The sequence below is a fragment of the Pseudomonas sp. DTU12.1 genome (genome assembly GCF_009873475.1).
Classification (GTDB): Bacteria; Pseudomonadota; Gammaproteobacteria; order Pseudomonadales; family Pseudomonadaceae; genus Aquipseudomonas; species Aquipseudomonas proteolytica.
In genome coordinates, this window is sequence record NZ_CP045254.1 from 2,750,998 (window position 1) to 2,774,170 (window position 23,173).

Here is a 23,173-nt window from a genome sequence, read left to right on the forward strand (position 1 = left end):
GATAGGGGGCTTGCTTGTGGCGAGCGGGCTTGTCCCGCGCTGGGCTGCGAAGCAGACCCAACAAGATCGCTGAGTTGTATCAGAGAGACCGAGGGCGCAGGGTTTGGGGCTGCTGCGCAGCCCAGCGCGGGACAAGCCCGCTCGCCACAGCAAGCCCGCTCGCCACAGCAAGCCCCCTATCCATAGCCAGCCCCCTAGCCACAAGCAAGCGCGGTGCTACCGCTTCAGTGGTCCATGGCCTGCAAGATTGCATGGGCCGCTTTCACCCGCTCGGCATTGGGGTAGTTCTTGTTCGCCAGGATCACCACACCGATGCCTCTGCTCGGCACATAAGCGATATAGGCGCCAAAGCCGCCGGTCGAGCCGGTCTTGTTTACCAGGGTATTGGCGCGCAGCGGCTGGGCGGGTGTCAGCCACTTGACCGGATGCGGCTCCATGGCCATCGGCGTCGAGTTGCCTTCGACCAGGGCGTCGACGCTCAGCGGGTAAGGGTACATCTCCCATCCGAGCCCCTGGGTAGTGTTGCCCACGGTGTAATAACCCGTGTGCGAAGCGGCAATCGCCTGTTGTAGCGGCTGCTCCAGCGACGCCGGGTGCATGTTCAGCGCCATGTAGCGAGCCAGGTCGGCGGGGCTGGTCTTCACCCCGTAGGCTTCGCTGTCCAGTGCACCGGGGCTGACGCGCACCGGCTTGCCGGCCTTGTCATAGCCCTGCGCGTACAGGCCCATTTGCGCCTTGGGCACCGTGAGATAGGTGTGCTTGAGACCGAGCTTGGGCAGTAGGGTCTGTTCCATCGCCACGTCGAAGGGTTGCTGCAGGCTTTGCGCCGCCAGATAGCCGAACAGGCCCAGGCTGGGGTTGGAGTACTGGCGCTGGGTGCCGGGGGCGAAAGCGGCTTTCCAGTGCTGGAAGTAGCCGATCATCTGCTGGGCATTGTCCGCCTCGCTGGGGAACTGCAACGGCAACCCGCCTGCGGTGTAGGTCCCCAGTTGAAGCACGCTGATGTGGTCGAACAGGCTGCCGCGCAAGGCTGGCAAATAGTCGCTGGCGGGGGCAGAGAGCTTGAGCTTGCCGGTGGCCTGGGCATAACCGGCCAGGGTGGCGGCGAAGGTCTTGCTCACCGAGCCGATCTCGAACAGGGTGTTTTCGCTGATAGGCTGTTGGCTGTCCTTGGCGGCGATACCGTAGTTAAAGTATCGGGCCTTGCCGTCTTGCACGATGGCGACTGCCAGGCCGGGAATTGCCTGTTGCTGCATCAGGGGCTTGACGGTGGCGTCCACCACCTGGCGCAGATTGTCGGCGGCCATGCAGTTGCCCGCGCCGAGCAATAGGCTGAGAATCGTGACGTTGCGCACGTGTTGGTACATGATGAGGTCGCTTCCATGAGGATGATCGGGGGTATCACAGCCTGCGCAGGCGTGGCCAAGATAGGCAGTTTCAGGGCCCTGGACAACCGATGATATCTCGCACCAGTCATTAGAAAAATTTGGGTTTAAACCATGTTGCGTTCCCATCTGCCCCTCAACGCACTGCGTGCGTTCGAAGCCTCCGCCAGGCATTTGAGCTTTACCCGGGCGGCCATCGAGCTGTGCGTGACCCAGGCGGCGGTCAGCCATCAGGTCAAGAGCCTGGAGGCACAGCTCAACGTCACGCTGTTCAAGCGCCTGCCCCGTGGCCTGATGCTGACCCGCGAAGGGGAGACGTTGTTACCGGTATTGCGCGAGTCCTTCGACCGTATCGCCCAGACCCTGGGCCAGTTCCAGGCCGGTCACTACCGCGAAGTGCTGACGGTGGGCGCAGTGGGCACGTTTGCGGTGGGCTGGCTGCTGCCGCGCCTGGCGGATTTCCAGGCGCGCTACCCGTTTATCGATCTGCGCCTGTCGACCCATAACAACCGCGTGGATGTGGCCGCCGAAGGCCTGGATTACGCGATCCGGTTTGGCGCCGGCGCATGGCACGGCACCCACGCCTGTGAGTTGCTGGCGGCGCCGCTGACGGTATTGTGTGTGCCAGCGATTGCCCGCCAGTTGCACGGCCCTGGCGATGTGCTCAAGCACACGTTGTTGCGCTCTTATCGGGCCGATGAATGGAGCCTCTGGTTCCAGGCCGCCGGGTTGCCCGCCGACACCCTGGTGCCGCGCAGTATCGTGTTCGACTCGTCCTTGGCGATGATGGAAGCGGCGCTGCAGGGCAATGGCGTGGCCCTGGCGCCGGCAATGATGTTCTCGCGGCAGTTGGCCCAGGATGTGATCCGCCAGCCGTTCGACGTGGGGATCACCACGGGTAGCTATTGGCTGACGCGCTTGCAGTCGCGGGCAGAAACCCCGGCCATGCTGGCGTTCCGGCAATGGCTGGAGGAGGTGACGGCGATTGAGATGGCTTGAGCGGCCTTGTTGTGGTGGCGAGCAGGCTTACTGTGGCGAGCGGGCTTGCCCGCGCTGGGCTGCGAAGCAGCCCCAAACCCTGCGCCCTCGGTCTCTCTGATACAACTCAGCGATCTTGTTGGGGCTGCTACGCAGCCCAGCGCGGGCGATGCGGCGTTCCGACAAGCCCGCTCGCCACAACCGCAACCGCAACCGCAAGACCAACATTACTGATCAGGCAAGGTACTTGCGGAACCAGCCCAACGTGCGCTCCCACGCCAGGTTCGCTGCCGCTTCGTCGTAACGTGGGGTCGAGTCGTTGTGGAAGCCGTGGTTGGCGCCCTTGTAGATATACGCTTCATAGGTTGTGCCGGCGGCCTTCAAGGCGCTTTCATAGGCCGGCCAGCCTTCGTTGATTCGTGTGTCCAGCTCGCCAAAATGCAACAGGATCGGCGCCTTGATCTTCGGCACGTCCTTGGCGTCGGGTTGGCGTCCGTAGAACGACACCGCCGCGCCCAGTTCCGGGTAGGCCACCGCCGCTGCATTGGTCACGCCACCGCCGTAGCAGAAGCCGGTGATTCCCACTTTGCCGGTGCTGGCCTCGTGGTGCATCAGCCATTCGATGGCGGCGAAGAAATCATTCATCAGCTTGGTCGGGTCGACGGTCTGTTGCAGTGCCACGCCTTTTTCGTCATTGCCGGGGTAACCGCCCACCGAGCTGAGGCCATCGGGGGCCAGGGCCATGAACCCGGCTTTGGCCAGGCGTCGGGCCACGTCTTCGATGTAGGGGTTGAGCCCGCGGTTTTCATGGACCACCACCACCGCCGGGCATTTGCCCTCGACCTTGGCCGGGCGTACCAGGTACCCACGCACTTGGCCGGTGCCATTGGGCGAAGGGTAGGTGATGTAGTCGGCCACGATGTCCGGGTCGGTGAACTTCACCTGCTCGGCCAGGGCGTAGTTGGGGCTCAGGGACGCCAGCAACGCCGATGCGGTCAGCCCGCCAAAGGTGAACAGGGCTGCGCGGTCGAGAAACTCGCGGCGGTTGATCTTGCCGTGGGCGTAGCCGTCGTAGAGTTCCAGCAGTTCAGGGGCGAAGTCTTTGGCGGTCAGGCGAGGCATCGGCAGGCTCCTATAGCGGCGTGTGGCGTTGAATGTAGACCATTGTCAGGCTTGCCGGCCATGGGCGGTGTCCGCCAGGCGCCCGGTATCGACCCGCACGAAGATCGAATCGCCAATCGCCGTCAGCACACCATCGGCGTACACCTCGCACACCACGCGGCTTTTGCGCCCGACCTCACCCTCGACCCTGGCGCGCAAGGCCAGTGGCACACCCATTGGGGTCGGCTTGATAAATTTGATGCCCAGGTTGCCAGTCACGCAGTCGATGCGCGGCAACTCGCCCGGTTCGCGCTGTTCGGCACGGTAGTGATAGGCCATGGCGGTCCAGTTGGAATGGCAATCCACCAACATGGCGATCAGCCCACCGTAGACCAGGTCCGGCCAGCCGCAGTATTGGGCCTCGGGCAGGTGCTCGGCGACGATATGGATGCCGTCCTCAGCCCAACGGCTCTTGATGTGCAGCCCATGGGCATTGCGCGGTCCGCAGCCGTAACAGACGCCGTCCGGCGCGGTGGTGTCTTGCAGGGAAGGGGTGTGCATCGTCGATCCTTATTGTTCTTTGGCCAATCCCTGAGCCTAAAGGCGCACGCCCCTAACGTGCAAACTTCTTCGCCCCGGCCACGCAGGCAATCACCGCGACGGTCACGGCCAGCATGCCCAGGCTTACCTGTTCATGCAGCAGGCTGGCGGCCAGCGCCAGGCCGAAGAACGGTTGCAGCAGCTGCAACTGGCCGACGGCGGCGATACCGCCCTGGGCCAGTCCGCGGTACCAGAACACGAAGCCGATCAACATGCTGAACAACGCGACGTAGCCCAGGCTGAACCAGGCCGGCAGGCTGATCCCGACGAAGGAGGAGGGCGCCAGGAGTAACGTCAGCGGCGCCACCACCGGCAGCGCCACCACCAGCGCCCAACAGATCACCTGCCAACCGCCGAGGGTGCGCGACAGCTTGCCTCCTTCGGCGTAACCCAGCCCGCAGGCCAGCACGGCCAACAGCATCAGCAGGTCGGCGATGGGCGCGGCGTTCAAGCCCTGGGCCAGGGCATAACCCATGACCAGCAGGCTGCCGAGGATCGAAAACAACCAGAACACCGGCCGCGGCCGCTCGCCGCCGCGCAGTACGCCGAACACCGCAGTGGCCAGGGGCAGCAAGCCGATAAACACGATGGAATGGGCGGACGTCACAGACTGCAAGGCCAGCGCGGTCAGGAGCGGGAAACCGAGCACCACGCCGAGGGCGACAATCAGCAACGGTGCCCATTGCTCGCGCGTCGGCCGCCTGGCCTTGAGCAGCCACAGCAGGCACAGGCCCGCCATGGCGGCGAGAGTGGCCCTGGCCACGGTGAGAAACACCGGGTCGAACTCCAGCACCGCGACCCGCGTGGCCGGTAGCGAGCCGCTGAATATCAGCACGCCAAGCAAGCCATTGATCCAGCCGCTGCGGCTGTGTTGGGCAGTGATAATCCGGGAAGTCTGTTCCATGAAGGGCGTGCTCGATAAGTGAGGGTTGCGTGACCGGCATCCTAGGACTGAAGATTGGGGCAATCAAAAAATTGTCATGGATACATCGCCCATGCCCCGTGCCCGTTACAAAACCTTGGTGGACGCCTTTGCGCGGGATATCCGTGCTGGCACCCTGGTGCCCGGCACCCGCCTGCCGACCCACCGCCAATTGGCGGCCAGCCACGGCCTGGCGCTGGTCACGGCCAGCCGGGTGTACAGCGAACTGGAGGCCATGGGCCTGGTCAGCGGCGAGACCGGACGCGGTACGTTTGTACGTGAGATCGCCCTGGCGCCGGGCCAGGGCGTTGGGCAGGTTGCCGTGGCGGCGGGCATGGTTGACCTGAACTTCAATTATCCGTCCTTGCCGGGCCAGGCTGACCTGCTGCGCACTGCGCTCCGCCAGTTGGCGTTGTCGGGCGATCTGCAAGCGCTGTTGCGCTACCAGCCCCAAGCCGGGCGCTTGCACGAACGGGCGGCGATGGCGCGGCATCTGCTGCACCGCGGTTTAAGCGTCGCGGCCGAGCAGGTGTTGGTGGTCAGCGGCGCGCAGCATGGGTTGGCGGTCAGCATGATGGCCAAGCTCAAGCCGGGCGATGTGGTGGCGGTGGACGCACTGACCTATTCGGGGTTCAAGGTGCTGGCCGAGACGCTGCACCTGGAGATCGTCGCGATCCCGGTCACGCCCACTGGTCCTGATCTTGCTGCGCTTGAACAGGTCTGTCGGCGGCGCCCCGTGCGGGCGCTGTATTGCATGCCGACATTGCACAATCCCCTGGGGTGGGTCCTGGACCTTCAAACGCGCCAGCAACTGGTGCGCATCGCCCGTGAGCATGGGCTGATTCTATTGGAGGACGCGGCCTACGCCTTCCTCGCCGAACACGCGCCGCCACCGCTGGCGCAGTTGGCGCCGGAGCGCACGCTGTACATCGGTGGCTTGTCCAAGAGCGTTGCCACGGGCCTGCGCGTCGGGTTCGTGGCGGCGCCACTTGAGTGGGTGCCGGCCCTGGAGCGCACGATCATGGCCACCGTGTGGAACGCGCCTGGGGTGATGACGGCCATTGCGGCGGGCTGGATCGACGATGGCACGGTGCTGCAACTGGAAGCGCAAAAGCGCCAGGACGCACAGGCCCGGCAGGCATTGGCGGCCCAGGTGCTGGCGGGGCTGGACTACATTGCCCATCCCGCGTCGTATTTTTTATGGTTGCCGCTGGGGGAAGACGCGCGGGCCGATCAGATCACCATGGCGCTGGCACGGGAGAATATTTCGGTGTCTGGCGCAGAGCCCTTTGCGGTGTCCGAGCATGTGCCCCATGCGATTCGCCTGGCGCTGGGGTCGGTGGACAAAAACGCGCTGCGTGCAGCGTTGCTGAGGGTGCGATGGGTGGTGGCGGGTTATTGAGATTGGCCGAGGGGCGTAAAGCCCGTTCGACCCTCGCTCGCCGTGGCGAGGGTCGAACGGTGCACGGTTCGGCCGTTAGGCATTGATCCAGGAGTGTTCAGCGCCAATCTTGACTTTGAACTGGTGGTACAGCGGCATGTAATGCTCCTTGGCCCTTAGCACCTGTAGGCCGAGCAGGTCGGGTGGGGTAATGCCTTTGCTTTGGTAGTAATTGCGAGCGTTGGCTTCGATGTTGACGATTGGCCCGGATGAGACGAGCTGCCCGTCGACGAGCTTTGATTCTTTGGTGATGCCATCAAAGCCCAGGTCGTACATGTCCGGTCGTTTCGATTTGAGGGTGTCATTGAACAGGTTGGGGCCCACCGTATCGAAAATCTTGCGCTCATAGGCAGCGAATTCCGGGGTGTATTGCACCTGACCATCGGCCCCTCTGGAAACCGTGGGCCGGTTAGCGGCGAAATAGGCCTTGTTCTCGGCAAATCGTTTGTCCATATCGGCGATCACCTGGCTAATCACCGGGTTGCCAGGTTGCGTAGCAAAGTTGCTGGTGTTGTAGAACGGTTTGTAGTCCGTAAGGCTATGGGCAACAGGCCGATTAAGGAGGACGTCATTCGCTCCGGCATTCAATACGGTACTGCCGATATTGGCTTGGATCACATCATCGGTATCGAGATAAATGCCGCCGTATTTGTTCATGATCGGATAGCGCGCGACATCCGAGGCCGCCGCCAGGTTTTTGCCTTGTCCTTGGCGAAAGTAGTTGTACATCTCACCATTTTTCAGTTGCTTGAACACCTCATCGTCATTGAGATTCATCACGGTCAGGCCAGGGGCTTTGCGCTCCAGGTCAGCTTTTATTTTTTGAAAGATGGCGGGGTTGTCGGCATCCACGTGCAGGATGGATTTGTACCCCGGGGCCTTGGCTGCATTGTTGGCCATGTTTTCCACCAGGTTTGGCGGGATATCCTGCCCGGCCCAAAAATAGTGCAGCTGTTGGGGCAGGGGCTTTATATCTTTGGGGATGGAAACCGTTGTCGGCGCGGCAACATCTACAAACTTGAAGTGATGGGCGTCAGTCTGCTTGGCCTTTTTCAACTCACTGAACGGCCCCCGCTGCCATTTGCCTTTGCCACTTCTCCAGAAATACGTAGCGCTATGCGCCTCAATGCCGGTCGAGACGTTGGTGGCTTTCCATGCACCGGCTGAACTGTCGAAGGTGACGCTATGGTCCACGCCCTTGTAGTTGAGCGAGTAGGGGGAAGATGGATTATTGGTGACTTTGATGTCGTCTATCGGCACGACATAAGTGCTGTCGCCAAGCTTCCAGGGCGTGGGCGCATTTCCCGCACCGCCGAGCAGACGCTGGCTGCGTGAGGTGGGTTCCCATCCGCCGGCACCCAGGTCCCGCACGGGGATATCCGGGCCTGCGCCGCCCGCGTGACGGATCACGCGCTGGCCTTCGCTCAAACGCGACTCATACAACTGCCCATCGACTTTTACATATTCCTTGCGGCTGCGGCCCACATAGATATTGCTCTGTGGACCCTTGAGCTGGAGCTCGTCTAGCGCGATATGTTTGGCTTCATAACCCAATAAGTCGGTGTTGAGCGATCGCACCTCGCCATTGGCGGCCACCTGATTGGCTTTGAAGTCTTTTAGCGGTGGGCCGAAGGCGCGTTTTTTCAGCGTGTCGTATTGATGCCAGTTGCCTTGGAACATCACCACCGGGCCCTCAACCGTTTCTTGCCCAACCTTGAACGTGCCGGTGGCCGCCAAACCATGCTCTTGGCTTGCCGCTTGGGCGCCATCCTGGCTGCCGATAGCACGCAGGCTGTTGGGGTCATTTGCCTTGGGGGTATCCACCGTAAATTTTTCCAGGGCTTTGCCGTAGGCCTGTTTTGTACGTGGGTCAAAGGCGTACCACTTGTGGGTCACCTCATCGAATTTAGCCAGGGTTCTGCTTTCAGCGGCGCCATTGAGCGCCTTGTAAGTGCCTTCGGCCAGGTCGGGTTTTTTGGCCAGTTCAAGCAGATTGATGCTGCGGTAAGAACCGCGCAGGGATTTAACTCCCTTGTGAGCGGTACGCCCCAGGCTCACCACGCCGCGGGCCAAGTCATCCACACCGCCCAATGGGTTGAGCGCGCCGATTGCCGCCCGGCCAAGGATCTTGCCGGTGTTGGCAACTTTTGAAAGGGTCGAGGCCCCGACAGCCAGGGCTTTCGCGCCTTTGGCCGCAGCCCCCAGGCCCACGGCGAAACCGAAGATATCAAAGGCCAGGTCGACAATGCCGTTACCGACTTTTCCGTCGATAAAGTTCTTTATCGCGGAGCGGAACGGGATCAGATTCAACGCCACTTCTTCAAGGATTTTGTACGCCGGTACTTCTGTCTGAAAGGTTGTTGCGCCTTTGGCGTAGGCCTCGACCGCCGGCAGTTCCATATCGGTGATTATCGCATCGGCAATGTACTGGGTCCTGGGACTACTGAAACTGTTGGGTGCGCTGTGTGCCGCTGGCTGTTCACCTGTTATTGCGGGCGAAGATTGCCCCGTCGGTGTGACCGTATCAAAGCGTTTACCTTCCGGGGAGAGCACAACGCCGCTGCGGGGCTGGAACTCCTTGTAGGCCTGGTCTGGCCGTCGAGTCACCGTGCCTTTCAACCGGTCGATGGCGTAGGTCATGACCTTGCCATTGCGTTCGGTCTTGACCAGCAAAACACCTGGTTCCACACGAATCGGTTGATTGACGTGGTAGTAGCGTATTTCCTTGCGGATGGATATTTTGCCGAACTCCAGGTTCTCCCGATCTTCCAGCGGCAGTTTCGAGATAAGCAGCTTTATCTGCGCCGACGTAGTTTTTTTGACGGTGTGGGCGTAATCAGCAAATGTCTTTTTGAAGATTTCCAGCGGGCGCGGCAGGTCTTTGAGCTTGGGTAAAACCTTGTTGAAGTCGACCGCACTCGAGGATGAGACCCAGGCCGCCGGTCGGCCGTCACCGGGAATCTTGACTTGGTCAAGTGTCACAACCTTCACAACATCCCGGCCAAATTCGCCCCAGTTATCGGCCGAAACCGGCGCGCCAAGCAGTGCGCGGCCATCGATATACAGATCCAGTATCGAGTAGGGGCCGGGAAAGAACCTGCTGGATGGCTGCGAGTCGATGCATTTTTTTTCGAACAGTGCCGGGTCCATGTCCGGCAGCGCTTTCTTCAACTGCTCCAGGGCTATGGCCTTGGTCGTAGGCATCTCTGAGGGGGGCGATTCGGCGGCTTCGCGTAGCTCGCGAACCTGCGCATTGAAGGCCTCGCGCACGGCATCGACTTCGGCTTTGGTCACGGGGTAACGCATGCCGTTGGCGACTCCCCAGTCTTTGATCGCTTCGTTCTGCGCGGCATATTCAACCTGGCGCTCTTCATCGGTGATCGGCGCTGTCTCGGCTTCGAGCATGACTTGCGCGTAGGTCATGGTTGCCGTTGCCCCTGGCGCTTTTGCTTCAATGCGCGCGGTCGCTGTGACGAAGCTGACCCAACTGTGGGTGCCCACCACCACCTGTTTGGGAATGTCCTTGACCAGGAAGGCGGGCGCCCGGTTGGCCAGTAACAAGTGCGCCTGGACCAGGGCCTTCTCCGGCGACGACGCTCGGTCGACGTCGAGCAGGTGGGCAGTCAATTCCTCGATGATGGTGGCGGGCGACTTGCCGGTATTGGCCGGCGAGATCAGTCGGTAACCCTGGATCTCGCTGGGCGGTTTACCCGTGCCGCTGTCCAGCTCCACGTTCATCGCCGCCAGGGTCCAGTCGTTGGCAGTGCCTTTGATGCTGCGCGCCTCGAATGTGGATGCGATGGCGTTCCCCAGTTGCTGGCCCCTGGGCGAATTGATCAAGTTGGCAATCAACAGGCGTGGATTGCGCAGCTCTTTAGGGGTGATCGGTCGGTTGTTCAGCAGATAGTCGAGCACGCTCCTGAAGGGCGATAACGAGACATTGCCGAACTTGCCGGCGCTTATGTCCGTGCGCAGTTGTGCCTGGCTGTCTTGGTCAAGAGGGGCGGGCCAGGCCAGCGCACCGCCCAGGTTGCCATGGGGGGCAGCCTGGGGAGGCGGGGTGCCAAGGGCAGTTGCCAGGTTTTCCAGTTGTTGGTGGGTGGTGGGGATATCCCAGCCGTGATCCTGCAGCAATTGCAGCAGGCTGATCTCATTCCAGGTGCCGCGATTGGCGGGCTGATAGCTGCCGTCGAATGACAGGCTGACGGTCCTGTTCTTCAATTCATCTTCGATTTGCCCGGCACTGTAGGCGCCGTCTTTTACGGTGGTCGCCAGGTGACGCAGTTGGTTGCTGGCCTGGCTGCGGTTGTAGACGTCGCCCAGGTAGGCCTTCTGGACCTGGAGCGCGTTGTCGCTGCGCGCTTGAATCAACGTGCCTGCGGTTGCCGGATCAAGTTGCTTGAACCCTTGGGCCCGGTCTATCTCTTCTGCACGCCGGCGCATGGACGGCCCGGTCAGGTTCTGCGGCTCATTGTAAAAATTGCCCACGAGCGAATAGGGAACCGGCTGGTCAACGTCGCTTAGCGGGGGGGTGAAGGTGGTATCGCCGTGGCCGGCATCAATCACCCGTGCGGCCTGCAGGATTGGCCCGCTGATCGCGGCCCAGTGCCTGTCGTCTTGCCCAAGGGTGTGACGCTTTTGTTCGGGATCAAGATGACGTCGGCGCGTGAAAGAAATTTCGCCGGTATTCAGATTGAGGGTGATGGAGTCCGGGCTGATGCCTTTTTCGTCCATCCACTGACGCACGTCGGGGGATTTGAAGGTGTCTCGCAAATGCGCCCACCACTGGCCGAAGGTGGAGTCTGGCGCAATGGTGTTGATCGTGACATTTTTCTCGCGATTGGCGGCCAGGATCAGCGCCGAGTGGTACTCCATGGCCAATGCGCGATCACCTTCAGCGCGCGCACTTTGGGGCGATTGCGCCGGCGGTGGGGCATCACGCTTGGGTCGAGCGAGCGTCAGCGCCTGGGCAGGATTGGCTAAGGCGAGCGGGTTGGAGTGTGCGGGGAGGCGATTAGAAACAGTGGTCATAAGGTCTGCTGCCTGAAGGTACGAGAAGGGGCTACGGCGGTTGTGGTCTCAACCGTGTGTAGCGATTTCCCGCAGGTTGATTCCCTCGCTCGGCCAACAGACCATTTGCCTTATGTTTCATGGGATTGTTCTGAAGCAAAAAAAACCTGGTTTTCAACCGCTGCAATCGAGCGTTGAAAACCAGGGATCTACGCGACACCTAAACCCTGCGTGTGGCTCAGAAGCTCCAGCGCGTGGTGAGCATCACGTTGCGCGGGTCACCGTAATAAGCGGTGTTATAGAAGCCGATGTTGGTGTAGTACTTCTTGTCGAAGGCGTTGTTCAGGTTCAGGGTCGCCGATAGATTCTCGGTCACCTGATAACGCGCCATCACGTCCACCAGCCAGTAGGCTTCCTGGGCAAACTCTTCATTTTTGCTTTTGTAGCGGTTGTACAGCTCTTGCCAGCTGCGACTCTGCCAGCGCGCACCACCGCCTACGGTCAGGCGGTCCAGGGGGCCCTTGAGTTTGTACGTGGTGTAGAAACTGAGCTGGTCCTGTGGCTCCCAGGTCGAGACTTTCTTGCCGCTTTGGTCGCGGATGATCTTGTGGGTGTAACCGGCCTGGGCCTGCCAGCCGGGCGCCAGTTCCCCGGACATTTCTGCTTCAAAACCCTTGGTCTTGGCTTCGATGCCCTTGGAGGCATAACCCACGGACGGGTTGGTCGGCGCGGCGTTGTATTCGGCGTCGGGTTCTGCACGGTGGCTCTGGTGTACTTCAAAATAGGCCAGGCTGGTATTGAGTCGGCCGTTGAAGAATTCACCCTTGATGCCGCCCTCGTAGTTCTTGCCTTCGGAGGGCTCCAGCAGCTTGTTGTTACGGTCGCGGTTGTAGCTTTCCGGCATGAAGATGTCGGTGTAGCTGGCGTAGGCGGTGAAGTTTTCGTTCAGGTCATAGGTCACCCCGGCGTAGGGCACCAACCGCCCGGTTTCCGTGGAGTCGTCGGTGCCGCGCAGTTTGTAGTTGGCGACGCGGCCGCCAAGGAACAGGTTCAGCGGGTCGGCCAGGCTGAAGCGCGAGGTCATGTAGCCCGCGCTTTGGCGGGTGGTCAGGTCGTTGATGTAGGTGGGCGCGCCCCAGTCAGGTTCGGCAAAATTGCCATCGAAGTTCCAGAAGTCCACCACTTTGCCATTGGCGTGTGTGGGGCTGCCGTAGTCCTTGCCTTTCCAGTGGGAGTTGGAGGCCGAGGCGCCCACGACCAGTTCATGCTCACGGCCCAGCAGGCTGAACGGGCCGCTGAGGTATACATCGGCGGAATTGGCGCGGGTCAGGCCGGTGAATTTGTTGGCATACACCGTCGACAGGCCAGTGTCGGGGCTCGGCGCACTCTGGATCGAACCCAGGGGCGCGTCGTAGCCGCTGAGTTGGTGGGTCACTTGCGCCTTGGCTACCCAGCCGTTGGCGAAGCTGCGCTCCAGGGTGGCGAAGGCACCCCGGTTGTACTGTTCCCAGCGGCTCCACTTGGCGCCGTTGTTGTACGAGCGCTTGACGTCGATGCGGTCGCCGTTGGTGTTGAACAACGGTCGGCTGCCGGACCAGCCCGAGCTTTGCGGATCGTTGTTCTGATAGTCAAAGCCCACGGTCAGCAAGGTGTCGTCGTCGAGGTCCGCTTCCAGCGAGCCGAAGTAGACGCTGGTCTTGCGCTGGTAGCGTTCCATGAACGAATGCTTGTCCTGATAGGCCGCCACGGCGCGCCCACGGATATTGCCGCTGTCGGTGAGTGGGCCGCTGACGTCGACTTGGGAGCGGTAGTTGTCCCAGCTGCCGGCACCCAGTTCGATACTGGCCTTGAAGTCGCGGGTGGGCTTTTTGCGGATCAGGTTGAGGGTCGCGCCCGGCGCCCCGGCACCGGTCAGCAGGCCGGTGGCGCCCTTGAGAATCTCCACGCGGTCGTAGATCGCCATGTCGGTCAGGGTCTGCCCCGACGAGTAGGCCGAGTTGCGCAGGGTGGGGATGCCGTCGTACTGGAAGTTTTCGATGGAAAACCCACGGGCAAAATAGTTGGTGCGCTCGCTGTCATAGGTCGACACGGTGATGCCGGGGGTGTGGCGCATCACATCGTCAATGGCGTTGAGGCCGAAGTCGTCCATGTGCTGGCGGGTGATCACGGTGATCGACTGTGGGGTCTCCTTGGGCGTCAGGACCATGCGCGTGGCGGTGGCGATGGTGCCCGGGGTGTAGGACCCGGTGCCCTCGGTGACGGTGCCCAATTGGTTGGAGGTGATTTCGGTGGCAGCCAGTGCCAGGGTGCCATTGGCTTGGGGCAGTGCCTGCAACTGGTAGCCATCGGCACTGGCCTGCGCGGCGAAGCCGGTGCCTTCCAGGACCTTGGCAAAGCCATCCTCCACGTTGTAGCTGCCGCGCACGCCAGCACTGTTCACGCCAGCCACCTGTTGCGACTGGAACGCAATCGGTGCGCCGGCAGCCTGGGCGTAACGGCTCAGGACTTCACTGAGGGGGCCAGGGGCTATATCGAAGGCCTGGACCTGTTGCTGCGCGTAGGCAAAGGCCGGCAGTGCCAGTGGCAGGCAGCCAAGCAGCAAGCGGCTGGCCAGCAGCAGGCTGCCACGGGTGGAGGGGTTGGAAGACATGTAATCGGTGCTCCTTTGGATGTTGGCCAAGGAAAGGACGCGGCAAAACCGAAAACACGCAGACTTTATTGAGAATTGTTCGCGCTGTTTTTCAACGACACGCGAGTGACCCATGGGGTGTAGCTGCTGACCTCGATCGGCAGCGTGCGCTGGAGCAGGCGCAAGGCGCGCGCCGGGTCGTCGAATGGCAGCATTACCGTGACCCGCAGGCCTTGCAGGGCCTGGCGATCGAACAACAACAAACCGCTGCGATGGCGGCCCAGGCGCTCCAGCACATCCGCCAGGGGCTCGTCGTTGGCCAGCAACTGATGGGTGTTCCAGGCAGCTTCGTGGGCGCGGGCATCGAATTTTTCTACGTTGCCCGGGCCTTGTGCATCGAGTCGTACGCGCTGGCCGGGGTTGAGGGTCAATTGCTGGGTGGCGCTGTCGATGCGCGTAGACGATTCGAGCATCCTGACCACCGTTGCCTCGCCACTGCGTTCGACGATAAAGCGCGTGCCCAGGGCGCGAATGCTGCCTTGCGGGGTATCGACATAAAACGGGCGCTGGGCATCCTTGGCCACGTCCACCAGTAATTCACCGTGCAGCAGGCGCACCCGGCGTTGGTTGGCGTCAAAGTCCAGGTCCACCGCCGAACCGCCATCCAGTTGCAGGGTGCTGCCATCGGCCAGGCGTTGTTGCTGCCATTGGCCGCTGGCGGTGCTGAGGTCGGCGAACAGATAGCCGCGCTGGCTGTACTGATAGGCCGGCAGGGCGAGCAGGCCAATCAACAGGCTCAGGGCCATGCCCTTGATCGCTTTCGGTTGGCGTGCCCGGCGCAATGCCGCGCGGGCCGGAGCCTGCTTGAGGGGCGACAGGTGGCCTTGCAGGCGCGCGATAGCCAGTGGATGTTGTGGGTCGGCGGCGAGCCAGGCATGGAAGGCCTGCTGGCTGGCGGCGTCGGCCTGATGGTCGAGGCGCACCAGCCATTGGGCAGCCTCGCGCAGGATGGCCGCATTCACGGCTGGGCGCACGCGTCGCAGGCCAGCAGGGCGTGCACCAGGTCCTGTTGCACGGTGCGTAACGAAACCCCCAGACGTTCGGCGATCTGGGCCTGATCCAGGCCATCGAGGTGGCGCAGGATAAAGGTCTCGCGGATCCGCGGCTTCATGCGCGCCAGGGCCCGGTCAATCGTTTCGAGCACTTGCACTGCCTGCAGGATCTGCTCGGGCGAGGGCGCCTGCTCAAGGTACTGGGCGCAGCGCTCCAGTTCGTCCTGGTAGGCCCGCTCCAGGCGCCGCCGGCGATTGCGGTCCATCAACAGACGGCGGGCCACGGTGGCGAGGTAGGCCTGCGGCTCGCGGGGCGCCACGTAGGGCCCGGCCGATAGCAGGCGGATAAATGTGTCGTGTGCCACATCGGCGGCGTGATGGGAGCAATCCACACGGCGGCGCAGCCAGCTCAACAGCCAGCCGTGGTAGCCGCGGTACAGGGCTTCAAGCGTCGCGGCTTCGGCGGGCTGGGCTGGTTTCATGCGAAAAATTCGTAAGTGGGAATTAATCTTATTCTAGTTGTTTCTGGCGGAGAGCTGCAATGGGCGAGGCAAGCTTGGTCTCAGGAACGGTCCTTTCGACGTCTTTATAGAGTTAGCCAAAAAACTTCTGGAGGCGGCATTGGTTAATACCTCGGATTCTATGTGGTTAGTGGTTGTAAATCGGTCAATATTATTTGGATTGAGTGACTGAACAGTCGCAATGGCTGGCGATATTGAGCCAGTTAACGCTCGAAAACCCCTTTACGCCAGCTCTGTAAATTGCAATCTAGGCAGGTTTGGTGTGAGAAAGTAGCAATGCTTGATGTTGGCGGGTAGTCGGGTAGCACTTTTTTGGCGTATTGACCGAATCCACAGTAACGTCGTTTTGACCGAGCCGGGGTTATGCGCAACGAATCGGTCAGTTTTTCCTCGTTGCGTTTAAAGCGCCGGCATCAATAAACACTCGGTGTTTACCTGGCAGGTTGGGCGCGACCGACGACGCAGCCGCTGGGCTGTGAATGAACCGCCTTGGCCAATCGGTCATTCCAACCTGGGTTCAGTCAGTGGCATATGCCCTGCACCTATCCCGAGCACATCCTGCGCTCACTTCACCATAGGCTTGATCATGACCAAACCCTTCCCGAATCAGAGTGGTATCTACGACGTCATCGTTGTTGGCGGTGGCGTTGTGGGATGCGCGATGGTCCGGCGCTTTACCCTGGAAGGGGCGCGGGTGCTGTTGCTGGAAAAAAGCCCGGACATCCTGTCTGGAGCGAGCAAAGGCAATAGCGCGATTTTGCACACTGGCTTCGATGCGCCAACCGGCAGCCTGGAGCTGCAATGCATGAAGGACGGCTACCAGGAATACCTGCAGATCCACCAGAAGATGTCGCTGCCGCTGCTCAAGACCGGCGCGATGGTGGTGGCCTGGAACGAGGAGGACCTGGGCAAGCTGCAAGGCATCGTCGAGCAGGCGCACGCCAATGGGATTGCCGATGTCCGCCTGATCGGCCGCGAGCGGGTGCGCGCCCTGGAGCCGAACCTGGCACACAATGCCCTGGGGGCGGTCGAGGTGCCCGGTGAGTTTCTGATCGACCCGTGGTCGGCGCCCCTGGGGTATCTGCTCCAGGCGATGATCCATGGGGCACAGGTGCGCTTCAATACCGAGGTCAATGGCGGTTATTTCGACGGCGAACTCTGGGCCCTGGAGACCACCAACGGGTTTATCCGCGGGCGCACGATCATCAACTGCGCCGGGTTGTTTGGCGATGTGCTCGAGCAACAGTTGCTGGGCGCATCGAGCTTTTCCATTCACCCGCGCAAAGGTCAGTTCGTGGTGTTCGACAAGGCCGCCGCGCGCTATCTGGGCAACATCATCCTGCCGGTGCCCAATGAACGCACCAAAGGCATCGTGTTGACCCGTACGGTCTACGGCAACCTGCTGGTGGGGCCGACCGCCGAAGAACAGGAAGACCGCGTGCACGCCGGCCTCGACGGCGATGTGCTGCGCCAATTGGTGGACGCCGCCGTCGAGCGGATTCCGGCGCTCGAAGGCATGCCGGTCACCGCCACGTATGCCGCGCTGCGCCCCGCCACGGAAAAGAAGGAGTACCGGGTGCAGCGGGTCGAAGGCAAGAACTGGATCAGCGTCGGCGGCATCCGCTCCACCGGCCTGACCGCGGCGCTGGGCATTGCCCGGCACGTGTTCAGCCTTTATCAACGCGAGCACACACCGGTCCCTGCGCAAATCCTGCAATGGCCGACATTGCCCAACCTTGCCGAACATTTGCCGCGCGATTATCAGCGCCCGGGCTACGGCGAAATCGTCTGCCACTGTGAAATGGTGACGCTGCGGGAAATCGAGAATGCCTTGGCCAGTGCGCTGCCGCCCGGTGACCTGGGTGGTTTGAAGCGCCGCACGCGGGCCTGTATGGGGCGCTGCCAGGGCTTTTATTGTGGCGCGCGAGTGGCGCAGTTGAGCGCTGGCCATCTGGCCGTTCCCCTTGCAACAGGTGTTTGTCATGCAGCCCATTGAAGTCGAAAACATTGATGTCGCGATTATCGGTGGCGGCCCGTCGGGGCTGTCGGCGGCGATCACCCTGCGCAAGCTGGGCGTCGACAAGGTCGTGGTGCTGGAGCGTGAGCCCGAGGCGGGTGGTATCCCGCGCCATTGTGGGCATCCGCCTTTTGGCCTGCGTGAATACGGCAGGCTCTACACGGGGCCGGCCTATGCGCGCAAAAATGTCGCGCAGGCGTTGAAGGCGGGGGTGCAGATCCGCGTCAAGCACTCGGTGACGCAGATGGGCGAGGGCGGGCGCCTGGAACTGGTCAGCCCGGAGGGCGCCAGGGTTATCCAGGCACGCCGGGTGTTGATCGCCACCGGGGCCCGGGAAACGCCGCGCTCGGCGCGCCTGCTGGGCGGCGACCGCCCGCTGGGGGTCATCAATACCGGTGCGTTTCAGTCCTATCTGTACCTGGAACACCTCAAGCCCTTTGAGCGCCCGTTGATTGTCGGTACCGAGTTGGTCAGCCTGTCGGCGGTCATGAGCTGCCGACGTGCCGGGATCCAGCCGGTGGCGATGATCGAGGCCAATCAGCGGGCCACGGCGCGCTGGCCGTTGTCGCTGTTTCCGCGGTTGTGCGGGGTGCCGATGCATTTCGGCGCGCAACTGCTGCAGATCCATGGCACCGGGCGCGTGGAGGGTGCGACCGTGCGCCTGGCTGACGGCCAGACCACCACCTTTGACTGTGACGGCGTGCTGCTCACCGGCCAGTTCACCCCCGAATCCAGCCTGGTGCGCTTGAGCGAGCTGCGGCTTGACCCGAAAAGCGGTGGCCCGCACATCGATCAATACGGGCGCTGCAGTGATCCGGCGTACTTTGCCGCAGGCAATCTGCTGCGTCCTGTCGAGACGGCAGGCTGGTCGTTTCGCGAAGGCCATAAGATCGCTACGATGATCGCCCGCGACTTGCAGGGGCATTTGCCGGCTGGCGCGCCGAGCATCGAGATCGCCTGCCAGGGCGACTTGAAACTCTGCGTGCCGCAACGCTTGAGCCCGTCTGCCGTGGCGGGTATGCAGCACCTGCAACTGCGGGTCAGCCGTGAGGTGAAAGGGCGCCTGGTGGTACGGGCCGATGGCACGCAAATCTGGTCGCGTGCCGGCAGCTGGTTGCCGGAGCGGCGGATCCTGATCCCCATCGCCCGCCTGAACCTGCCCCAGGGCGTACAGCAACTCGAAGTCGACTTTGTCGGCCACTAACAAGACCTGCCGAGGAGTCTTTAACATGCGGATTGCCGCGCTCGATCAAGGCACCACCAGCACCCGTGTGCTGGTGGTGAGTGACAATGGGTCTGCTGATATCCAGCTCTCGTTGCGCCATCAGCAACACCATCCCCACCCCGGTTGGGTGGAGCATGACCCACTGGAGTTGCTCAATAACCTGCAGCGTTGCCTGGAGGCCACCGGCCAGGTGGATGCCATCGGTATTGCCAACCAGGGTGAAAGTTGCCTGGCGTGGGATGCCAAGACCGGCGAGCCGTTATCCCCGGTGATCGTCTGGCAGGACAATCGCACCTCGGCCGAGATCGCCCAGTTGCGCGGCGACGGGGGCGAAGCCCTGACCCTGGAGCGTGCGGGGTTGCCGTTGGATCCGTATTTTTCGGCGAGCAAGCTGGCCTGGATCGTACGCAACCTGCCGGCCGCGCAAAGCGCCTTGAAAGCCGGGCGGCTGCGCCTGGGCACCACCGATGCGTACTTTCTCGATCGCCTGACCGGGGTCTTTGCCACCGACGTCACGACCGCCTCGCGCACTTCGCTGATGAACCTTTCGACCGGGCAGTGGGACAGCCAGCTCTGCGAGCTGTTTGGCGTGCCCATGGAAACGTTGCCGCAGATCCGCGACACCGTCGGCCACTTTGGCGAGATCGGCGCCACCCCGGTCACCGCCTCGATTGTCGACCAGCAAGCCTCACTGTATGGCCATGGTTGCCGCAACGAGGGCGACGCCAAGATCACCTACGGTACGGGGGCGTTCGCCCTGACCTTGACGGGCGAGCAGATCATCCGAGCGCCGGACAAAGGCCTGCTGGCAACCATCGCCTGGCAGATCGACGGCAAGCCCACGTATGCCATGGACGGTGGTGTCTACGATGCCAGCGCCGCCGTGGAGTGGGCCGGGCGGCTTGGCTTGTTCAGCGATTTTTCAGAGCTGGCGGCCTTCGACGAGCCGCCGGCCATTGGTCGCCAACTCGCGTTTGTGCCGGCGTTGTCCGGGCTCGCTTGCCCCCACTGGGACCGCAGCGCGGCAGCCCTGTGGGTGGGCATGAATGGCAGCACCACGCGCCAGGATATGTGCCAGGCCGTGCTGGAAGGCGTGGCGTTGCGCAGTGTTGAAGTGATCACGGCCATGGACGGTTTTCTCAGTGTCACCGATCACCTGTCCATCGATGGCGGCCTGGCGCGCAGTCCATATTTTGCGCAGTTCCTTGCTGATGCCTTGCAGCGTTGCATCGTCACCCAGCGCTTCGATGAGCTGACGGCGTTCGGATGCGCAGCGCTGGCAGCCAAAGGCCTTGGCGTGGCCCTCAAGCCGCCGCGTAACACCAGCACCAGCTTTCACCCGAAAGTCAGTGCCGCGCAAGCCCAGCAGTGGCGTGCCACGTTCAGCGATGCGGTGACCCGTTGCCGCGACTGGCGCTGACGGCTTACCACTCCGGCCGGGTCAGGGCAGGGGCCTCCAGGACTTCCACCTGGGCCTCGGCCAGGGCCTTGGCCAGTTCACCCAAGGGTTTGCGCTCGATGATCAGGCGGTCGATCCGTTCCAGGGGGAATACCTGGAACAACGCGCGCTTGCCCATCTTCGAGGAATCGGCAATGACCGTGAGGTAGCGCGTGCGGGCGATCATGGCGCGGGTGATTTCCGCTTCTTCAATGGAGAAGTCGAAGGCGCCGTCGGTGTTCAAGGCGCCAATGGTGACCACCGCATGCTCTGCGTTGAAGCGCGCGATCTGCTCCATGGCCAGGGCGCCGATATTCTGTTCCGATTCGGGGCGGTATTCGCCACCGATCATGAATACGCGATTACCACTGGCGCCAATGGCGGAGGCGATCAACAAGGAGTTGGTAATGACCGTGATGCGGTTGAGCTTTGCCAGTTCACGGGCAAAGAACAGGGTGGTGGTACCGGTATCGATCAGCAGGCTGTCGCCCGGCGCATAGAGCCCGGCGGCAAACCGCGCCACCGCACGTTTCTCCTGGGAAAATTCATTCATCCGGGTCTGGAAGGCGTTCTCATGTTCGCCGCTGGGTGGCAGCGAGGCACCACCGTGGAACTTGGTGACCTGGCCATCGTCGGCCAGGGCCGTGAGGTCGCGGCGAATGGTCTCTTGCGAAGTGCTGAGGGTGCGCGCCAACTCATCGACTGAAATGCGTTCACGCTGGCGTAGCAGCTCAAGGATATGTTGGCGTCTTTCATTGGGGCGCATGGGGATCGATCCTCTTGATGCTACGTGAGTGCGCCAGCGGTGCGCAGCGCTGTTACCGAGGCACTCAAATGATGCCGCAGCAGCGTGTGTTGGGGCGCTTGAGCGCCAGCGCGGATTGCGTGAACTTGGTATTGGCGTTTGCCGTTCACGGGCTTAGAGTCCGCTGCCTTGAAAGGTATGAGCAGAGATTACGCAATAGAATTGACCGATTCCAGTGTGTTTAACCCGCAAAACCACAAGAAACACACGATTGGCATGGGAAGTGGTTAGTTATAGGGTGTGAAAGCGCAACAAATGGGGCTGTAAAACGCGTTTGGCCAATGGAGCGACCGAACTGGGGCGTACTCCTACAAAAACAATTGATTCAGTACAGATGGAGCGAAAGCAATGGCGGAATTCGGCAACTACGTTATTTACCTGATCATGATCGGCGCGGTGGTGGGCGCGTTTGCGTCCGTGATCAAGCCCGACAGTGGCCTGGGCAAGGAGTTTGTCAACGGCATCCACTCCATCGGCCCGGTGTTCCTGGCGCAGGCGGGCATCATGGTGGCGATCCCGTACCTGTCCAAGTTCATCGAGGTGGCCTTGGGGCCGTACTTTGGTGCGATGGGTTCCGACGTGTCCATTGCGGCACTGTCGATCATCGCCGTGGACATGGGTGGCTACCAGCTTGCGGATGCCCTGGCGGCGAACCGCGACATGTGGATCACCGCCATGATCGTCGGCTACACCTCCGGCGCGACCATCGTCTACCTGATCCCGGTCGGCCTGATGATGCTTGAGCGCAAGGACCACAAGTACCTGGCGCTGGGGGCCATGGCCGGGCTGATCAGCATCCCGTTTGCGGTGCTTGCGTCGCTGATGATGATCACGGCCTTCAACCTGCCGGTGCGTGACATCGTCTCCACCACCTCGCCGGCCCTGCATTACCTGAGCCTGGGTTTTGTCGACTGCGTGCGCTTGCTCGCGCCCTTGTTTGTGTTCTGTTTCCTGCTGGCTGCCGGCCTGCGGTATCGGGCGTCGTGGATGGTGGCCGGGTTTTTGGTGTTCGGTAAGTTGATGGACGCGTTTATCAAGATCGTCCTGGCGCTGGCCATCGTCGAGCACTTCACTGGCTTCTTCATGAAAAACTTCGGCGTGTGGGGTTTCGACCCGATGTTCGCCGACGAGAAGGAATTGTTCCGTGCCATCGAGATTGCCGGCTATATCGGCATCATGCTCGCCGGTACTTTCCCCATCTGCTACCTGTTCAATCGCTACTGCAAGAAACCCATGCAAGTGCTGGGCAAGCACATCGGGCTGTCGGCCGATGGCGCGGCGGCGTTTGTCATGGTGTTTGCCAATATCATCGCGGTGTATCACCTGTTCAAAAAGATGAATGCCCGGGACAAGGTCCTGTGCGTGGCCCTGGGTGTCTGCGCGCAAGCGACCATTGGTGATCACCTGGCCTTTACCGCCAACTTCCAGCCGACGCTGATCATGCCGATCCTGCTGGCCAAGCTGTTTGGTGGCCTGCTCGCCGTGGCAATCGCGATCAAGATCTCCGTGCCCGCCGCCCAGCGCTACGAAGCTCAGGAACGCGAGCGCGAAGAGGCCGACGCAGCGGGTGTGCCAGTCGCCCAGCCGGTATGACGCCAACCGTTTAATCACCGCAAGGGTGCGAGCCCTTGCCTTGCCCTGAGGTAACAATGAGAAAGATTTTTCTGGCCTGCCCCTACAGCCATGCCGATGCGTCGGTCACCCATGAGCGCTTTATCCAGTGCAACAAGGTGGCGGCTTCGATCATCGAGTCGGGCCACGGGGTGTTCAGCCAGGTGTCGATGTCGCACCCGATCAACCTGGCGTTTGAAGGCAAGGACAGCGCCACCATCGGCAAGCTGTGGGCACCGGTGGATGCGCTGTTCATGGACATGATGCAAGAGCTGATCATCCTCGACCTGCCGGGCTGGGACCTGAGCTCGGGGATCAAGCGCGAAATCGAGTTCTTCAAGAATCGTGGGCAGAAGGTCAGCCTGTGGTCGGACGTTTCTAACGAGTTCATCTGACAACGCGCCGCCCTTGTGGGAGCGGGCTTGCCCGCGATAGCAG

At 61.9% G+C, this 23,173-nt stretch carries 16 protein-coding genes; 7 read left to right on the forward strand and 9 right to left on the reverse strand.

The annotated features are described in order from the left end of the window. Positions 1-224: 224 nt before the first annotated feature. Positions 225-1,367 carry a class C beta-lactamase gene (gene ampC, locus GDV60_RS12015; RefSeq protein WP_159907321.1) on the reverse strand — a complete coding sequence of 381 codons (1,143 nt, stop codon included), beginning with the start codon at positions 1,365-1,367 and terminating at the stop codon, positions 225-227. 132 nt (positions 1,368-1,499) lie between these two features. On the opposite strand from ampC, the gene GDV60_RS12020 reads away from it, so the two are divergent. After that, positions 1,500-2,384 carry a LysR family transcriptional regulator gene (locus GDV60_RS12020; protein ID WP_029294524.1) on the forward strand — a complete coding sequence of 295 codons (885 nt, stop codon included), beginning with the start codon at positions 1,500-1,502 and terminating at the stop codon, positions 2,382-2,384. 213 nt (positions 2,385-2,597) lie between these two features. Here the strand turns inward: GDV60_RS12020 and yghX are convergent, their stop codons facing one another. The 3 genes from yghX to GDV60_RS12035 are packed head-to-tail and all read right to left on the reverse strand — an operon-like array spanning position 2,598 to position 4,968. After that, positions 2,598-3,485 (reverse strand): YghX family hydrolase, encoded by an 888-nt coding sequence (gene yghX / locus GDV60_RS12025; RefSeq protein ID WP_159907323.1) that lies wholly within the window; start codon positions 3,483-3,485, stop codon positions 2,598-2,600. 45 nt (positions 3,486-3,530) lie between these two features. Beyond that, the gene (locus tag GDV60_RS12030) at positions 3,531-4,025 is read right to left on the reverse strand and encodes a PaaI family thioesterase (RefSeq protein ID WP_029294528.1); all 495 of its coding nucleotides are present in this window, start codon (positions 4,023-4,025) and stop codon (positions 3,531-3,533) included. Positions 4,026-4,077: 52 nt separating this feature from the next. Further along, positions 4,078-4,968, reverse strand: coding sequence for a DMT family transporter (locus GDV60_RS12035; RefSeq protein ID WP_092236252.1), 891 nt, complete (start codon positions 4,966-4,968; stop codon positions 4,078-4,080). A 91-nt stretch (positions 4,969-5,059) separates the two neighbouring features. Between GDV60_RS12035 and GDV60_RS12040 the strand changes: the two genes are divergently transcribed. Next, on the forward strand, positions 5,060-6,388 hold the full coding sequence (locus tag GDV60_RS12040) for a PLP-dependent aminotransferase family protein (protein WP_159907325.1): 1,329 nt from the start codon (positions 5,060-5,062) through the stop codon (positions 6,386-6,388). 75 nt (positions 6,389-6,463) lie between these two features. Here GDV60_RS12040 and GDV60_RS12045 read toward each other — a convergent pair whose 3' ends face one another. The 4 genes from GDV60_RS12045 to GDV60_RS12060 all read right to left on the reverse strand — a co-directional run bounded on the left by GDV60_RS12045 (position 6,464) and on the right by GDV60_RS12060 (position 15,600). Next, positions 6,464-11,458 (reverse strand): glycosyltransferase family 32 protein, encoded by a 4,995-nt coding sequence (locus GDV60_RS12045; protein ID WP_159907327.1) that lies wholly within the window; start codon positions 11,456-11,458, stop codon positions 6,464-6,466. 217 nt (positions 11,459-11,675) lie between these two features. Continuing rightward, a complete protein-coding gene (locus tag GDV60_RS12050; protein ID WP_159907329.1) occupies positions 11,676-14,087 on the reverse strand; it encodes a TonB-dependent siderophore receptor in 2,412 nt (803 codons plus the stop codon). A 65-nt stretch (positions 14,088-14,152) separates the two neighbouring features. Next, on the reverse strand, positions 14,153-15,100 hold the full coding sequence (locus GDV60_RS12055; RefSeq protein WP_256679375.1) for a FecR domain-containing protein: 948 nt from the start codon (positions 15,098-15,100) through the stop codon (positions 14,153-14,155). Beyond that, positions 15,085-15,600 carry a sigma-70 family RNA polymerase sigma factor gene (locus tag GDV60_RS12060; RefSeq protein WP_092236264.1) on the reverse strand — a complete coding sequence of 172 codons (516 nt, stop codon included), beginning with the start codon at positions 15,598-15,600 and terminating at the stop codon, positions 15,085-15,087. The genes GDV60_RS12055 and GDV60_RS12060 overlap by 16 nt, the downstream gene beginning before the upstream one ends. A 625-nt stretch (positions 15,601-16,225) precedes the next feature. Between GDV60_RS12060 and GDV60_RS12065 the strand changes: the two genes are divergently transcribed. The 3 genes from GDV60_RS12065 to GDV60_RS12075 are packed head-to-tail and all read left to right on the forward strand — an operon-like array spanning position 16,226 to position 20,301. Then, complete coding sequence (locus GDV60_RS12065; RefSeq protein ID WP_070996323.1) at positions 16,226-17,635, forward strand: NAD(P)/FAD-dependent oxidoreductase; 1,410 nt, start codon at positions 16,226-16,228, stop codon at positions 17,633-17,635. Then, positions 17,622-18,860, forward strand: a complete 1,239-nt coding sequence (locus tag GDV60_RS12070; protein ID WP_159907331.1) for an NAD(P)/FAD-dependent oxidoreductase — start codon at positions 17,622-17,624, stop codon at positions 18,858-18,860. Before GDV60_RS12065 ends, GDV60_RS12070 begins: the two co-directional genes overlap by 14 nt. A 25-nt stretch (positions 18,861-18,885) precedes the next feature. After that, positions 18,886-20,301 (forward strand): FGGY family carbohydrate kinase, encoded by a 1,416-nt coding sequence (locus GDV60_RS12075; RefSeq protein WP_104912215.1) that lies wholly within the window; start codon positions 18,886-18,888, stop codon positions 20,299-20,301. A gap of 4 nt (positions 20,302-20,305) precedes the next feature. Here the strand turns inward: GDV60_RS12075 and GDV60_RS12080 are convergent, their stop codons facing one another. Beyond that, positions 20,306-21,085 (reverse strand): DeoR/GlpR family DNA-binding transcription regulator, encoded by a 780-nt coding sequence (locus GDV60_RS12080; RefSeq protein WP_159907333.1) that lies wholly within the window; start codon positions 21,083-21,085, stop codon positions 20,306-20,308. Between the two features lie 387 nt (positions 21,086-21,472). On the opposite strand from GDV60_RS12080, the gene eutH reads away from it, so the two are divergent. After that, positions 21,473-22,717, forward strand: a complete 1,245-nt coding sequence (gene eutH / locus GDV60_RS12085) for an ethanolamine utilization protein EutH (protein WP_029294550.1) — start codon at positions 21,473-21,475, stop codon at positions 22,715-22,717. Between the two features lie 56 nt (positions 22,718-22,773). Next, positions 22,774-23,130 (forward strand): DUF1937 family protein, encoded by a 357-nt coding sequence (locus GDV60_RS12090; RefSeq protein WP_104912217.1) that lies wholly within the window; start codon positions 22,774-22,776, stop codon positions 23,128-23,130. Positions 23,131-23,173 lie beyond the last annotated feature (43 nt).